We start from the raw sequence: 15,741 nt of genomic DNA, 5'->3' as shown, positions 1-15,741 counted from the left end.
GTGTATGAACGTCTGCTGGTGACCGAGGCAGAACACCCCGCGCTGGAGGAAGCCGCCCGTGCGGGTGGGAAGAGCCTGCGGGTTGCCCCCGAGCTGGTGCAGCGTGCGCGGCTGGATGACCTGCTTGGCCCGGATGCTGTGCATCAGGGCGTGGCCATGCTGGCACATATTCTGCCCTCCCTCTCGCTGGAAGAGGCGCTGGAGCGCCCCGGCCCTGTGCTGGTGCTGGATCAGGTGACAGACCCACGCAATGTTGGGGCCATCCTGCGTTCTGCCGCAGCCTTTGGGGCGGCCTGCATTGTGGTGCAGGACCGCAACGCGCCGGAAGAAACCGCCGTGCTGGCCAAGGCTGCATCCGGGGCGTTGGAGACAGTGCCTTTTGTGCGCGAGGTCAATCTCTCCCGCGCCATAGAAATGCTTCAGAAGGCCGGGTGCTGGACCGTAGGGCTGGATGCCGGGGGGACAATCCTGAACGGTGCTGGCTTTGACGGGCGGCGTGTTGCGCTTGTGCTGGGGGCGGAGGGGCGCGGCCTGCGCCGCCTGACGCGGGAAAGCTGTGATGAAATTGCAGGTCTTTACATGCCCGGAGAGATGGAAAGCCTGAACGTGTCCGTAGCGGCGGCTCTGGGGCTTTATGAACTGGTGCGGCGCGGTATGCCCGCAGCGTAACAGCCTGCGGCAACAAAAAAGCCAACATAATAGCCAATGTCGGCTCCCCCCAGCCAGCGGGCAATGGGGCCGGTGTACACGCTGCTGGTGGAGAACAAGCCAATGGTCAGCGCGGTGGTTATGGTGAATATGCTTGCACCGCGTGTCCACCCCGCAGGTGTGGGGCGTGGGGTATGCGTGGTGCAGTACCAGTCCGCCAGCACAATGCCTGTCCACGGCGCAATCCAGTACATGGTGAGCATCAGATAGTCTGTGTAAAAGGTGGTGTACTGCCCCGCCCCGGCAACGGCCAGCCCGTAGCCCAGTGTTGCAGTCAGGATTGCGGCAGCCACGCGAGGTATATGGAACCCGGCGGAAATCAGGCTGTAGCTTGCCGTGTTGTCATTGAACGAGTTGCCGGTAATGGACGACAGCGCAATGGCCCCAAGGGCAAATGTACCCAATGGCCCCAGTGTCTGCTGGAGCGATGCAATAACTGCTGTGGGGGAGGCGTCCACCACACTCCCGGCGGAAATCAGCCCCAGAATCTGGAAGGGAATGGCCGAGGCCAGCAGGCCTGCCAGCGCAAGCAGCACCACTTTTGTGGGGCTGGAAGTGGCAGGCAGGTAACGCGTGTAATCCGATGAATACGACGCCCATGAGAGGTTGAAGCTGACCAGAACCCCCACAGCAAGCAAGAAGGTGCTCACCCCCACGGGGTGGTGCGTGGCAAGGGGGGCCTGACCGCGTATGGCAAAAACAATGCCGATCAGCGCAAAGGCCAGCAGCAGGAACGCTCCAAGATATTTCTGCAAGGCCTGCACCACATGGTGGCCGTAGATAGAGGCCAGCATCTGCACACCAGCCAGCACACCCAGTGCTGCCCAGAACGGGGTTTGTATGCCACCTGCAAATAGCAGGGCAATAAGGGCGGTGGCAGCGGGTACGTTGTTCACCGCATCCCACCCCACGCAATAAATCCAGTTCAGGAATGCCGGCAGGCGCAGCCCCTTTTGTCCCAGCGCACGGCGCGATGCCTCCATTTGCGTCAACCCGGTGGCCGGACCAATGGCTGCGGCAAGGGCTACGGGCAGTGCTCCAATCAGGTTGCCCAGAATAACAGCCGCTACCCCTGTTTTAAAATCCAGCCCCATGCTGACCAGAAGTGCTCCCGTAACCCAGCCCCCCGGGCCCAGATTGGGGGCAAAATGGCTCCAGAACACGCGGTCCATTTTCATGGTTTTCAGCCGTGTGGGTACGGGCTCGCGTACGGCTGCGGCGGACATGTCTTCCATCATGGCATGCGCGCGGGGGGCGGGGGCCTGCGTCATGTCGGGGGCTTTCTGCAAATGGAGGGTTAAGTCAGGTCTGGTTCGGGCATACTGCCAGCAGCTCCGGCGGGTTGGTGGGTATAATAGGCTTCGGCCAGTCTGATGGGCAACATGTCCATCAGCCGCGAGCCAGCAGCCAGCCAGAGCGGAAAGGTAATGCGCCGCTCATTGCGGGCCAGTCCGCGCAGGATCCTGCGGCTGGCGCTCTGCACGTCTGTCAGGCCGGGCATGGGGAAGGCGTTGCGTGCCACCATGGGCGTATCAATAAAACCGCAAACAACCGAACTGAGCAGAATACCCGCTTTTTTGGCATTGCCCCCGGTTGCCACCATAAAGCGGTCCACAGCCGCCTTGGCCGCACTGTAGGAGGGAGTTCCGGGGAAGGAGACAAGCCCCGCCACGGAGGAAATGGCGCAAATCCGCCCCCGCATGCCATCTGCGGCGCGGGGCTGGCGTTCCATCAGTTCCAGTGCGGGGAGCACGGTGTTGAGCACACCGTGCAGGTCTGTTGCAAAAATCCGGCGTATCTGGGGTTCCGGCTCGGCAGCGGGGTGGTCGGGGTGCAAGGGGTTGCGGGTGCCGCCGGTAATGCCTGCACAGGCCAGAACCATGTCCAGACCACCCGTGCCCTGCACCCACTCTGCCATGGCCGCAGTGTGCGTGACATCACAGAGCTTGAGCTCCACCGCTGCACCTTGGCTAATGCAGTGGCGTGCGGTTTCCTCCAGCCGGGCGGCATTGCGCCCGCCAAGCCACAGTTTGCGGCCCGGGCGGGCCAGAGTCTGGGCCAGTGCGCGCCCTAAGCCGGAGGATGCACCGGTAATAAGAATGCTGTCGTGTTTCATGGTGGTGTCCGCCTTCCTTTGACATAAAGCGCGGTGGCGCAGCATGGCCGCTTCTGGCATGAAGGGGCAAGATCGTCAGTTTGAACAGACAGGGTGTGAAAGAGCAGCATGGCGCACAATGGAACGGCTCATCCGGGGCACGCAACACGGCGGGGTGTATGCCTTGTTATTTCCGCCCCATCGGGTGCTGGCAAATCTACCATTGCCAATGCGCTGCGCGCATCGGACACAAAACTCAAACATTCTGTTTCCGTCACCACACGCCAGCCCCGACCGGGGGAAAAGGAAGGCGTGCATTATTACTTTCGGACCATGGAACAGTTTGAGGCCATGGCGCAGGCGGGCGAGCTGCTGGAGTGGGCCATTGTATTTGGCCGTGGCTATGGCACGCCCCGTGCGCCAGTGGAGCAGGCGCTTACTGCAGGGCATGACATGGTGTTCGACATAGACTGGCAAGGCCACAGGCAGATACGCGAGGCCCTGCCGGATGATGTGGTCGGCCTGTTTGTGCTCCCCCCATCCCTTGAAGAGCTTGAACGTCGGCTAACGGGCCGTGGTTCCGACCACCCGGACGAAATTGCCCGCCGCATGGCCGCGGCACGTGATGAAATTTCGCACTGGCAGGAGTTTGATACTGTTATTGTCAACACCGAGCTGGACAGGGCAGTTACCGAGGCACGCTCCGTTCTGGTGGCGGCACGGCTGTTAACGCGCAGGCAGACCGGCCTTGCCGACTTTGTAGCGACTTTTGATGCCAGCTAAACCGCAGCCCCAGCCTGCACGTTGGCCATGCGCCAGCCCCGCCCCCGTAACAGGCCCATGATGTGAGCATGACAACACAGACCGACAAACCAAAAGAAGATGGCCTGCTGGGTTTAACCCTGCGCCAGCCCCCGGCCAATATTGAGGCCGAACAGGCTCTGCTTGGGGCCTTGCTGACCAACAACCGTGCGTATGACCGCGTATCCGACTTTCTGGCGGGTGAGCATTTTGCCAACCGGGTGAATGGCCAGCTTTATGCGGCTATTGCCCGCAGGGTGGAAAACGGCCAGCTGGCCGACCCGGTGACCATGCGCGCGGAGCTGGAAAACTCGGGCATGCTCGATAGCGTGGGCGGCATGGCCTATCTGGCCAAACTGCTGACATCCATGGTCGGGATTATCAACGCAGGGGATTACGGGCGCGCGATCCATGATGCGTGGATCCGCCGCCAGTTGATTGATATTGGCGAGACCGTTGTTAACAACGCCTTTGGCGCGACAGGTGACCTGTCCGGCCCGGACCAGATTGAAGCGGGGGAAGAAGCCCTGTTCAGACTGGCGACCGAAAAAGGCAAGGACGGGGATTTTGTCGCCTTTAACAAAGCGCTGACCGGGGCGCTGAATGTTGCGGCTCTTGCCTTCCAGAGTGCAGGGCACGTCACGGGCCTGACATCGGGGCTGCGGGATCTGGATAAAAAGACCGGGGGGCTGCACCCATCCGATCTGCTTATTCTGGCAGGGCGCCCGGCCATGGGCAAAACGGCGCTGGCTACCAAAATTGCGTTCTCGGCTGCGCGCGCCATTATGGACGAGGCAGAGGAAAAAGGAGGCAAACCCAATGGGTCTGTTGCTATTTTCTCGCTCGAAATGTCGGCCGAGCAGTTGGCAACCCGTATTTTGTCCGAACAGGCAGAAGTCTCGGGCGAGCGGATCCGACGGGGGGACATCGGGCAAAAGGAGTTTGACCGCTTTGTAAGGGTCAGCCACGAACTGGCCCGCCTGCCACTGCTGATTGATGATACGCCCGCTATCTCGCTCTCGGCCATGCGTACCCGGTGCCGCAGGCTCAAGCGTACACAGGGGCTGAGCCTGATTGTGGTGGACTACCTGCAACTCATGCGGCCTTCTGTTGGCACACGCCCGGAAAGCCGCGTGCTGGAAATTTCCATGATTACGCAGGGCCTCAAGGCCATTGCCAAGGAACTGGAAGTGCCGGTTATTGCCCTTTCCCAGCTTTCACGTCAGGTGGAAAGCCGTGAGGACAAGCGGCCCATGCTCTCCGACTTGCGTGAATCAGGCTCCATTGAGCAGGACGCGGATGCGGTCATGTTCGTCTATCGTGACGAATACTACCTGCAACAGCGTATGCCCAAGGAAACAGCCTACGATTCCATGGACAAATACTCAGTGGCCATGGACGAGTGGCAGCGCAAGATGGGGCTGGTCCACAACAAGGCCGAACTTATTCTGGAAAAGCAGCGTCATGGGCCAACCGGCACCATCAACCTGTTCTTTGAAGGGGAATACACGCGCTTTGCTGATCTGGACAATATCCACGAGCAGTAACGTGTATTCCGGGGTGGGGCTTACGGTGCGCGCACGGTCTGGCGGAAGGTGACGGGAATTTCGTTTTCCTGAAACGCCTGCCAGATTGCAAAAAGCGCGCTGCTGCGAGCCGTTTTGATTTCCACCCCATCGCGCGCCTTGGCCGAGCCGGTCAGCACGGCGGAGCATCGGCAACCGATGTCATGCTCACGGTGGGGGGGCTGTCCGGGTCCGTATCCTCGCACGCGCTTAAGGTAGCAATGACCACGCTGCTGGCCTTGTTCAGGTCCGAGGCAAAGGGCAGGTCCAGTTCCACGGTAAAAACACCGGGTTTTTGCGCCCGTGTTGCGTTTTTGACCGCCGATGTAATGAACTGCGAGTTCGGGACAATCATGGTCGATTTATCATCGAGCCGTATGTCTGTGGAGCGTACGCTAATGCGTTCCACCTTGCCGGTCACGCCTGCAATGGTCACCACATCCCCGACCGATACGGGGCGTTCGGCCATAAGAATAATGCCCGAGACAAAGTTCTGCACAATGGATTGCAGGCCAAAGCCGATCCCCACGGACAGGGCGCTGACAACCCATGTCATGCTTTTGAGTGTCACCCCAAGGGCTGCAACCATGGCCAGTCCGATCAGGATCCATGCGGCATAACCCAGTATGCTCAGGATGGAGGCCTGCGCCCCGATATCCAGCGACGTTGCGGGGAAAAACCTTTGCTGGAACCATGACTTTACAATTTTAATCGCCTGATACCCAACAAGAGGGAGGGCAATGCACAGCAAAATGGCGTCAAGCGAGACGGAAGAGGTATTACTGTCCTCCGTGCCGTGGAACAGGGAGTAGAGTTGCTGCCATATCTGGGGTGGGTCAAAATTAGCGCCCGATGTGGCCACGGCATATGCCACCGCCAGCAAAAGAACATTGACCAGACCGGGGATAAGAATACTGGCCTGGTTAATCAGCCGCGGTGGTAGCCCCAGCTCCACCAGATGGCGGCCCAGAGGCGCGCGTGAGGCAAATAATGCGCCCCCGGCAGCCGTAACAAGCATGGACAGCAGCAAAAGCGTTGTCATGCTCAGGGCCATAACACTCACCCACGAGATAAGCGTGTAGGCAAGGGGGATGTAACCCGTCAGAACCGCAATCCAGCAGATAATGGAAATGCCCATGGCCAGACTGCGCAGGAACTGTGCAAGAGGGGGTGTCTGCTCGGTGCCGGCCTGTTCCGCATCCTCATCCTGTGCCGCAGTCAGGCGCAGCTTGCGCGGGATGGCAAACAGCAGCGGGCTGACCGCCAGAGTATAAAGCCCATCCATCAACTGCACACTCAGCAGGGAGAGGCCGCTCTGCGTATCCACATAACGTAGGATTCCACGCACGATCATGGCAATGGCCAACCATGATGGGAACAGGCGCAGGTTGCGCGCCAGATCGTCCGACATGCTGAAAATGCGCCATTCCGCGTTGCGGCTGAGAAAACAGAAGCCAAGCTCCAGCACCAGTCCGCACAGGGGGGCCTGTGTTGCCACCATGCTGGCAAGCTGGTCCAGATCATCCCCTACGGCGAGGTTGTCAAAAGCCAGCGTGTTCCAAAAAACCTGAAACGAAATGGCGCAGGCCAGCACACTCACAAGCCCACACACGACTGTTGCAGCAATGGGGCGTATGCGCCCCTGTGGCAAAAAGCGGGTTGTCAGCAGGCGGATAGGTTTGCGCGCACACAGCCACCCGACCAGCAACAGCACGGAGCCACATAGACCGGCGAATGTGATAAAAATGCGCTTGCCAGTCATGGCAACGGCCAGCATGGCCAGTGTTTCCGCTCCAAGAGCGTGCAGCCTGCGGCCGTCCTGTGGTGCGGCCTGAATGAACTGGGACCAGAAGTTGATCCCCAGTGGGGAGGGCAACTGCTGCCACAGCGTTGCCTGCTGGATTGCGCTGTCATGCTGGCGCAGTTCGTTAACCAGCTGCTGCGCTTCCACCTGATAAAGCTTCAGCCGTGTCATGCGGGCGGAAATATCTTTTTGCCGCCTGTTCAGGCTTTCGCGCTGTTCGGTAATGGAAGCAACTTCGGGCGGGTCGTCCTTGGTGGGGGGCTTGCCCAGAATGTCCACAAAGCTCTGGTACACATCCTGATAAGGCTTGATGCGCGCCATAAGCTTGTCAGTCCGGGTGGAAACGGCCGCGGCGCGCTGGAGCAGTGTGCTCAGGTCAATGGCGCTCTGCCCGGCATGTTCAGCCACACCACTTTTGTAGATGGAGCGTATTTCTGCCCCGATATCATCAAGTGTTTTGTCAGAGACAATATCCTGCGCGCTGATAATCAGCGGGGAGGAGACGTTGCCCGCATTCAGGGCCGCTCTGGGCTGCTCCGTGGTCTGTGCCGTGCCCGGCTCTGCCAGTAGGGGAATGGAAAAGAAAAAGAGCGAGAGCACACATAATACGCGAGCAGGCATACGAAGCATCAGGCAACCTTGCGCCGTGGGAGGGAATACAACAGCTTAATACGGTTATGGTGGGGCACGGGTTGCGTGCCACCATGGTATAAAGCCAGTGTGCTTCATACCATGGCGCTATACTGTGGGAAAAGTTTATCGGTCTTTAAAATGCGGCGCAGCAGTTGGCATTGCTGGATTTAAAACAGCAGCAATGCCGGAGGCCTGTGCATGTATTACCCCGATGGGGGTATTAGTTTTCGTTGCTGCTCAGGTGGTCATGGTAGCCCAGAGGCTCCCACTGTGCGGGTTTGGTCAGGTGGCGCGGCGGGTGGTGGAACATTCCGCAGGCGGAAAGCCCAAGTGCGCATGTCAGCAGCAGAACCGCACGTTTCATTGTGTGTTTTTCTCCACAGTATGGACCATCGTGTTTCTATCTCATCCGTGCCTGTTGCGGGCAAGAGAATTAGGCGGATTGCGGCCTTTAACGCCTTAATTCCATGGTAATCGGGCCTTCGCGGCGGCCATGGGTAAACTGGTCCACGTAATCGTTCCCGCTGTGCATCAGCGATGCGGCAGCACCCTGCCAGACCAGCCTGCCTTTGTAGAGCATGGCGGCCTCATCCCCGATCCGCTGTGCGGAGGCCATGTCGTGCGTAATGGCTATGGCCGTAGAGCCCAGTTTTTTAACGCAGTCCACAATCAGCCATCAATCACGGCTCCCATAATCGGGTCCAGCCCGGTTGTGGGTTCATCAAAAAACAGGATGTTGGGCTGGGCGGCAATGGCGCGCGCAAGCCCCACGCGCTTTTGCATACCGCCCGAGAGCTCGGAGGGGAACAGGTCTCCCACGGATGGGGCCAGTCCCACCTGCTCCAGAATGGCCCCTGCCTTGGCGCGCGCTGTAGTGCGGGTCAGCTTGTTGAGTGCGAGCAGGCCGAAGGTCACGTTTTCCCAGACTGGCAGGCTGTCAAACAGTGCGCCGTTCTGGAACAGCATGCCAATTTCGCTGCGGAGCTGGTCACGCCGCTTGGCGGAGGCTGCCAGAACATCCTCGCCATCAATTTCGATAGAGCCAGAATCCGGGGTCATCAACCCCAGAATACAGCGCAGCAGGACGGATTTGCCCGAGCCCGAACCGCCAATAATGACAAACGACGTTCCCTTGGGCACATCAAGCGAAATGCCGTCGAGCACCTTTTTATCCCCGAAGGATTTGTGCAGGTCGCGGATGCGGATCTTGGGGGGAGCACTGGTCATGCTCTGGTCCATGGCTGCGGCACTCATTGTGAGAAAAACAGGTCGGTAATCAGGTAGTCAAAGGCAAGCAGCAGAATGGACGCCACCACCACGGCCGATGTGGTGGCCGAGCCCACGCCCTCGGCCCCGCCTTTGCTGTTGTAGCCGTAATAGCAGCCCATCAGCGCGATCAGGAACCCGAACAGGGCAGCTTTGACCAGCCCGACCGTGACGTCCATGACCTTAACGGAGTTCATTGTCGCCGTAATATAGGCCGTGGATGAAAAACCGAGCTTGACCACAGCAACCGTAAAGCCCCCCGCAACTCCCAGTACGTCTGCTACCAGCACAAGCAGGGGCAGGGCGATTATGCCGCCAGAAGGCGGGGGGCGACCAGATACTTCATGGGATTGGTGGAGAGGGTGCTCAGCGCGTCAATCTGGTCGGTCACGCGCATGGTGCCAATCTGTGCCGCCATGGCAGCCCCGACACGACCGGCGACCATAAGCCCCGCCAGCACTGGCCCCAGTTCGCGGGTCACGGCCAGCACCACAATACCTGCAATGGCGCTCTGGGCATGGTACTGCGCAAAACCCGTATAGGATTGCAGCGCAATAACCCCGCCAGAAAACAGGGCCGTAAGGGCCACGACCGGCAGGGAGAAGAACCCTGTCTCCATAAACGTGCGGATGAACACACGCCCATAGAACGGTGGCCGCATGATGTGGGACAACCCGGCAAGGGCGAACAGCGACAGAGCGCCCGCACTGCGGATGAGCGAGAGTGTGGCGCGGCCTATGCGGGCCACAAGATCAAGCACCATATCCATGGGTTCGGGCTGTCTGTTCCTGTTGTGTGTGGTCTGGGTCTGCTGTGGTGTGAGCCGTAACCCGTTCAGGCGGGGTTCGTCAAAGCATGGTTTTGTTCTGTCTGCTTTAATGGAGTGTTCCAGCGCTGTGGGGCGGTCTGGGTCGGTCTTGAGTTTGTTCTTGTTTTATTCCATTTATGGGCTTCCAGCAAGGCAGGAACAGGGGAATGTCCGTGGCCAAAAAAACCTCCCGCCAGTATGTGTGCAGAGCCTGCGGGGCTGTCCATGCCAAATGGGCGGGCCAGTGCGATGCCTGCCAGGAATGGAACACGCTGGAGGAAATGGCAGTGGAACCCCTTGCCGCGTCTTCCGCCACAACCCGCTCAGGCAAGGGGCGGCGGGTGCAGTTGCATGGGCTGGGGGGCAAGGTGGAACTGCCGCCACGCACGGGAACAGGCATTGCAGAGCTGGACCGCGTGCTGGGTGGGGGGCTGGTGCCAGCCTCGGTCGTGCTGGTGGGGGGGGACCCCGGTATTGGCAAATCCACCCTGCTGTTACAGGCAGCCAGCCGTCTGGCGGGCAAGGGGGAGCGGGTTCTCTATATTTCAGGCGAAGAGGCGGTGGACCAGATTCGGTTGCGCGCCATGCGGCTGGGTGTGGTGGAGAACAGCCTTGATCTGGCAGCCTCCATTAATGTTGCGGATATTGTGGCAACGCTGGAGGCCGAACCAGACGTAAAAGTTGTTGTGATCGATTCCATCCAGACCATGTGGCTTGAGACGGTGGACAGTGCGCCCGGCACGGTCTCGCAGGTGCGGGCCTGCGCGTTTGAGCTGATCCGGGCTGCCAAGCGGCGCGGATTCAGCCTTATTCTGGTCGGGCATGTGACCAAGGAGGGCGCATTGGCTGGCCCACGTGTGCTGGAGCACATGGTGGATGCGGTCATGTATTTTGAAGGGGATCGGGGCCATCAGTTCCGCATTCTGCGGGCTGCCAAAAACCGTTATGGCGCCACGGACGAAATTGGGGTGTTTGCCATGACCGACCGTGGGCTGGAGGAGGTGAGCAACCCTTCCGCCCTGTTTTTGGCCGAGAGGCGGGGCAACATAGCGGGCTCTGCCGTATTTGCAGGGCTGGAGGGGACACGCCCCGTCTTGCTGGAAGTGCAGGCCTTGCTGGCCCCCAAAGGGGGAGATGGCGCGCCCCGCCGGGCTGTGGTGGGGTGGGATACAGGGCGGCTGGCCATGCTGCTGGCGGTGCTGGAGACCCGGTGCGGGGTCAAGCTCTCTGGCATGGATGTGTATCTGAATGTGGCGGGTGGGCTTAAAGTGGCCGAGCCTGCGGCTGATCTGGCGGTGGCGGCGGCTTTGGTTTCTGCGGCCACCGGGGTGCCGACCAGTCCCGGCGAGGTGTATTTTGGCGAAGTGGGCCTGTCGGGCGAGGTCCGGCAGGTTGCGCAGGCGGATGCGCGGCTCAAGGAGGCCGCCAAGCTCGGCTTTACGCAGGCCGTTCTGCCGCGCCGCATAGCACGTGGCAACGCGCGCTCACGCCCCCCCGAGGGCATGAGCCTGCGGGAGCTTGGCCATATTTCCGATCTGGTTGGCCCGGATGTGGAGGCGGAATAATTGCCAGCTCTGCCGGTAAGGCATTGCACGCAGGGCGGGGGCGCGCTATAAGCCGCCCACGCGCTATGCGGATGTAGTTCAATGGTAGAACGGCAGCTTCCCAAGCTGCATACGGGGGTTCGATTCCCCTCATCCGCTCCATGCGTTTTCCCCTTTATAGCAAAATCATGCTTTTGCTGCGCCGCTCTGGCATGCCGCATGTATATCTGCTCGCCATTTGCTCCGGGTTCTGTGCTGAAACCGTAATAAATATGCTGGGGCGTGTGGGGGCAATGTATCCGTGTGGGCACGGTTGGCTTTGTATGCCCAAAAGGGTGTAATTTATTGTCGTGTATATTATTTCGATTTCGGTACATTTAATCCTTTTTTCAGTCAAAAACGGAAAAGAAATGATATGAAATTCAATAATTACTTGCCTGTATAATAATATAATTTAAAGAATACACAAAAGTCTGGCAGGCATATTTTTCATTATATCATCTTGAACATATTATAATATAATGCAATCATTATAAATAATTGCTCCATTCCCACTGTGGGGAGCGCAGGCTCTATAGCTTATTTTGGAGGGGAGTGCTTCTGAGCGTGAATGGTCTGCTAAAAAAAACCAAAAATCACAATGGACTGTTCTGTAACCCCATACGCCGGATGCAGCGTTCCGGTACGGGACGTAAGGTAGGGGATCGTTTGTCTGCTCATGTCGGGGGGCGGGTTTCTGGTGCCTTCAGGTTCGGGGTCTGTTCCCTGCTGCTAGGCACAGCGGGGGAGATCCTGCCAGCCAGAGCGGAGCAGACTCTGATCTCCGTCAGTGGGGTCAAGATTCAGAGCGGGCTGGATATTGGCGGCGCTGCGTTTCATCTCCCCAACACCAACTTTGGGGGCGGTCCTATACCGCCCATCCATCGGGTGGGTACACGCGGCACGCAAACACCACCTATGGCGAGTTGTATGCCAAGCCCATGCTCAAGGGCGAGTGGCAGACCGGCTGGGGGTTTGACGTAATTGGCAGTGCCTCGGCAATCGGGGCAACGACCCTTGGGGATGGGGATGCGCAGCAGGTCTCGCAAACATCTGGCACGCCGCGCTCAGTTTATCTGGAGGAGGCTTATGCGGGTGTCCGGGTGCCGGTCAGTCTGGTGGGGAGGCATCAGGTGCTCACCGTACAGGGCGGACGGCAGGCCTTTGCGGTGGATGACGGCTTCCTGATCGGTAAAGGCACGTATAGCGCCGGGGAGCGTGGGGCATGGTGGTACGCGCCACGCTTTGCCTTTTCTGGTCCCGGTGTCATCAAGCTGGAGGGGGACCCCGTCCGCGCGGATGTGTTTATGCTGGAAAGCAATGCGGACAACAGCATTGACCGTGGTTACGACCGGCCCAAAACCAGTTTTGTCGGGTTTGACGTAACGTGGTTTGTCAATAAATCGGGCGGGCATGGTGCTTCTGTTTATGCCGACCGTGCTGCCTATGTGACGCTCACCTATTTTCATGTGCGCGACGCCGATACATCGGCCCATTATAACTATTCAACCCGTGCGGACCGTGACGGCATGAATGTGGCTGCCCTGAGCTGGGGCGGTACGCTGGTGCCGGTCAAGGCATTGGGTATTTCCAAGAACTTTACGTTCTATGGCAATTTTGTTTCGGAACAGAACAGCCATCCCGGCAATGGGTACACGGGTGTTTCGGCTTTTGGTATGTATTTTGAGCCGGGGTACACGTTTTCCACGCTGCCGTGGACGCCGCACCTTTTTTACCGGTACACCCGCTTTGGTGGTGGCAGCAATGCCGAGGGCGGCGTCAAGCATAACTACGACACGTTCTTTTTGTATGACGGCAAACGCTACACCTATGGTGGCTACTGGCCGGGCGAAATTGTGGGCATGTACCTTGCCCCCCTGTCAGACCTTGAGGACCACCAGATTGATCTGACGGTCATCCCCCCCGTGCATCTGTTCCGCCGGAAGGATTCGCTCAAGCTGGGTCTGCATTTTTATGACCTGTCCCTCATCCATGCCTCGGGCATGGGGTTGAAGAACACCGGCCGCCATGTCTCGGACGAGCTGGATGCCTCCGTTGAATACACGTTGGATGAAAACACATCTGCAGCCCTTGCCGGGGGGGCGGCCTTTGCCGGACCTGCCGGTCGGGCGCTGTCCAAGGCCGGGGTGCCGGGGGATCAGCCCATGCCAAACATCAGCCACCACGCCGGGGTGATCGAAGCTTATTTTTACAAGCATTTCTAGGGGGCATTTCCCAGTTTGTTCCTCTTGAGTTAAGAATGCACCGAGCCAACAAGAATAAAGGACCTCTCCATGGCCGAGCCGAACACCAAGTCTGTTGTTAAACCCGCGACAGGTCTGCGTAGCCGACACATCGCAATGATCGCACTGGGCGGGACAATTGGCGCAGGGCTGTTTGTGGGGAGCGGGGCTGCCATTCAGGCCACGGGGCCTGCGGTTTTGCTGGCATTTTTGCTGGTGGGGCTACTGGTTATTCTGGTCATGCGCATGCTGGGCGAAATGGTGGTGGCGGACCCCGGTCGTGGCTCATTTGTGGAATATATCCGTGCAGCACATGGGGACAGGCTGGGCTTTACCTCGGGTTGGCTTTACTGGTTCTTCTGGGTTGTGGTGCTGGGCAGCGAGGCAATAGCCGGTGCAATTTTGCTACAGGACTGGATTCACCTGCCCATATGGGTTTTGTCCATTGGATTGATCGCGCTGCTCAAGCTGGTCAATTTTGCCGCCCCGCGCGTGTTTGGTGAGTGCGAGTTCTGGCTTTCTGCCATCAAGGTTTTCAGCATTCTGGCGTTTGTGGCCATTGGTGCGCTGTATGTGGTGCATGCGTTCGGCCCCGGTGTGCCCGTGTGGCACAACCTGATTGGCCATGGCGGGCTGATGCCGCATGGTATTGTGGCGGTTCTTTCCATTATTCCCACCATTCTGTTCACCATGATGGGGTCCGAAATTGCAACGGTAGCAGCCGGGGAATCCCCCGAGCCGGACAAGAACGTTGCGCGTGTTACGCGTAGCCTTGGCACACGCGTGACCCTGTTCTATCTGGCTTCTGTCGCCATGATTCTGCTTGTGGTGCCGTGGAGCAGCATTGTTGCCGGTCGCTCTCCTTTTGTCACGGCCATGGATACAATGGGCATTCCCGGTGCGGGTATGATGATGCGCATTGTGGTGCTGAGCGCCATTCTGTCGTGCCTGAACTCTGCGATGTACATCACCTCACGCGTGCTGACTGAACTTGCCACACAGGGGGATGCTCCTGCCTTCCTGACCCGTCGCTCGGCCAGTGCGGCCCCCCGTATGGCCATTACGGTCAGCAGCGTGGCGGGTACGCTGGTCGCGTTTTCGTCCATTCTGGCACCGCAGACCATTTTTGCTTTTCTGCTCAGCTGTAGTGGTGGGGTTATCCTGCTGATCTACAGCCTGATTGTAACGGCCTACATCACAACCCGCTTTGCAGCCCGCCGCAATGGAACGGAAAAAGACAACTACACGCTGTTCCTTTTCCCGCTGTGCAATTACGCAACCCTTGCGGGTGTGGTGCTGGTGTTTGTTGCCATGCTGATCAACCCGGCAGAGCGTATGACCGCGCTGGCCACATTAGGCACCTCGGTTGTCTGCTATGCCATGGCCTCCTATTTTGCGGCGCAGAATAAACGACAGGCCTGATTATTTGTAACACCTTACGCATCCAAAAAGGCCCGCCAGATTCTGGCGGGCCTTTTTGGTTTGTATGTTCAGGTCTGCTTACAGCCAATGCATCAGGGGATGCTCATTCGGTCCAGATGGAAGGCCAGTGGGTGTTTGCGCAGGAGCAGCAGGCCGCCTGCAACAACAATGGTGCCTCCCGCCAGAGCAATACCAAGCGAGACACTCCTGCTGGAAACCAGCGTGCCAATGGCAGCACCCGCAAATAGGCTGAAAATGGCAGCGACGCGGCGCAGGGTACCCGAACTGCTCCCCCCGGCAGCAGAGCTGTTGTGGGCTAGCCCATGCAGTACCATTGTCGCGGCGGGCAGAACCATGTCGGGCAGTTTGGCGTGCCGTGTGGCTGATGTCTGCAACCCCATGGCGCAGGACAGCAGGGCAAGGGTAACATAAATGTCGCCCGGAATATTGGCTGACCAGATCCATGCGGCAATGCCAACCATGGCGCCTACGCCCAGCAGAATATCGCCCACGGTGGCTCGTATGCTGCGCTGGCGGCGCACAAGCCGCCCCCCGACCATGGCGCCCAGAAAGTAAAAACCAATTGCCTCAAGCCCCGACAGCACAATGGCTTGGGAAGTAGCGATGTTGACAGCCATCAGAATAATGGTGGCGGTCATGTAGCCTGCAAAAATCTTGAGATGCAGCAGAGAAATGGCGTCCAGCATGCCCATGGCCATGGTTACAAGCAAAATGGCGATGACCAGTTTGGCATCATGCCCCGCGCGGTTGTCATTGTATCTCCTGAGAACAAGGGGTGGAAAATGGACCTGC

General features: G+C 59.0%; 11 protein-coding genes, 1 tRNA gene and 3 pseudogenes. 7 read left to right on the top strand and 8 right to left on the bottom strand.

Features of this window, described 5'->3' with window-relative positions; genetic code table 11:
* Window positions 1–669: TrmH family RNA methyltransferase (locus JCM25146_RS07760; RefSeq protein ID WP_035372201.1), on the top strand; the 669-nt coding region annotated here is incomplete at its 5' end.
* Here JCM25146_RS07760 and JCM25146_RS07755 read toward each other — a convergent pair.
* Window positions 633–1,979: a purine-cytosine permease family protein gene (locus tag JCM25146_RS07755; RefSeq protein WP_025827089.1), complete on the bottom strand. Its 1,347-nt coding sequence runs from the start codon at window positions 1,977–1,979 to the stop codon at window positions 633–635. The two genes, JCM25146_RS07760 and JCM25146_RS07755, sit on opposite strands and share 37 nt — an antisense overlap.
* A 26-nt stretch (window positions 1,980–2,005) precedes the next feature.
* Window positions 2,006–2,824 (bottom strand): SDR family NAD(P)-dependent oxidoreductase, encoded by an 819-nt coding sequence (locus JCM25146_RS07750; RefSeq protein WP_035372211.1) that lies wholly within the window; start codon window positions 2,822–2,824, stop codon window positions 2,006–2,008.
* 108 nt (window positions 2,825–2,932) lie between these two features.
* Between JCM25146_RS07750 and gmk the strand changes: the two genes are divergently transcribed.
* Window positions 2,933–3,586 carry a guanylate kinase gene (gene gmk, locus JCM25146_RS07745; RefSeq protein WP_025827085.1) on the top strand — a complete coding sequence of 218 codons (654 nt, stop codon included), beginning with the start codon at window positions 2,933–2,935 and terminating at the stop codon, window positions 3,584–3,586.
* A 68-nt stretch (window positions 3,587–3,654) separates the two neighbouring features.
* Window positions 3,655–5,151, top strand: coding sequence for a replicative DNA helicase (locus tag JCM25146_RS07740; RefSeq protein ID WP_035372199.1), 1,497 nt, complete (start codon window positions 3,655–3,657; stop codon window positions 5,149–5,151).
* A 20-nt stretch (window positions 5,152–5,171) separates the two neighbouring features.
* Here JCM25146_RS07740 and JCM25146_RS23650 read toward each other — a convergent pair whose 3' ends face one another.
* The 5 genes and pseudogenes from JCM25146_RS23650 to JCM25146_RS18050 form a co-directional block, all read right to left on the bottom strand.
* Window positions 5,172–5,309, bottom strand: coding sequence for a hypothetical protein (locus JCM25146_RS23650; RefSeq protein WP_242400995.1), 138 nt, complete (start codon window positions 5,307–5,309; stop codon window positions 5,172–5,174).
* The gene (locus tag JCM25146_RS18060) at window positions 5,303–7,603 is read right to left on the bottom strand and encodes a DUF3772 domain-containing protein (protein ID WP_051544123.1); all 2,301 of its coding nucleotides are present in this window, start codon (window positions 7,601–7,603) and stop codon (window positions 5,303–5,305) included. Before JCM25146_RS18060 ends, JCM25146_RS23650 begins: the two co-directional genes overlap by 7 nt.
* A 223-nt stretch (window positions 7,604–7,826) precedes the next feature.
* Window positions 7,827–7,970: a hypothetical protein gene (locus JCM25146_RS22870; protein WP_180539322.1), complete on the bottom strand. Its 144-nt coding sequence runs from the start codon at window positions 7,968–7,970 to the stop codon at window positions 7,827–7,829.
* Window positions 7,971–8,057: 87 nt separating this feature from the next.
* Window positions 8,058–8,845 (bottom strand): annotated as a pseudogene (locus JCM25146_RS18055) (ABC transporter ATP-binding protein).
* 11 nt (window positions 8,846–8,856) lie between these two features.
* Window positions 8,857–9,641: pseudogene (locus JCM25146_RS18050) on the bottom strand (MlaE family ABC transporter permease).
* A 212-nt stretch (window positions 9,642–9,853) separates the two neighbouring features.
* On the opposite strand from JCM25146_RS18050, the gene radA reads away from it, so the two are divergent.
* From radA to JCM25146_RS07700, 4 genes are all read left to right on the top strand, one after another.
* Complete coding sequence (gene radA / locus JCM25146_RS07715; RefSeq protein WP_025827082.1) at window positions 9,854–11,245, top strand: DNA repair protein RadA; 1,392 nt, start codon at window positions 9,854–9,856, stop codon at window positions 11,243–11,245.
* A gap of 67 nt (window positions 11,246–11,312) precedes the next feature.
* Window positions 11,313–11,386 (top strand) — tRNA-Gly (locus tag JCM25146_RS07710).
* Between the two features lie 818 nt (window positions 11,387–12,204).
* Window positions 12,205–13,488, top strand: a complete 1,284-nt coding sequence (locus JCM25146_RS18040; RefSeq protein WP_242400994.1) for a hypothetical protein — start codon at window positions 12,205–12,207, stop codon at window positions 13,486–13,488.
* A 69-nt stretch (window positions 13,489–13,557) separates the two neighbouring features.
* On the top strand, window positions 13,558–14,928 hold the full coding sequence (locus tag JCM25146_RS07700) for an amino acid permease (RefSeq protein WP_025827081.1): 1,371 nt from the start codon (window positions 13,558–13,560) through the stop codon (window positions 14,926–14,928).
* Between the two features lie 92 nt (window positions 14,929–15,020).
* On the opposite strand, the pseudogene JCM25146_RS18035 reads toward JCM25146_RS07700, so the two are convergent.
* Window positions 15,021–15,703, bottom strand: a pseudogene (locus JCM25146_RS18035) (YoaK family protein).
* Window positions 15,704–15,741 lie beyond the last annotated feature (38 nt).

It is taken from the genome of Acetobacter okinawensis JCM 25146 (assembly GCF_000613865.1).
GTDB classification, from domain to species: Bacteria; Pseudomonadota; Alphaproteobacteria; order Acetobacterales; family Acetobacteraceae; genus Acetobacter; species Acetobacter okinawensis.
The sequence above is the reverse complement of the archived record's forward strand: the minus strand, read 5'-3'. Positions and strand labels throughout refer to the sequence as shown.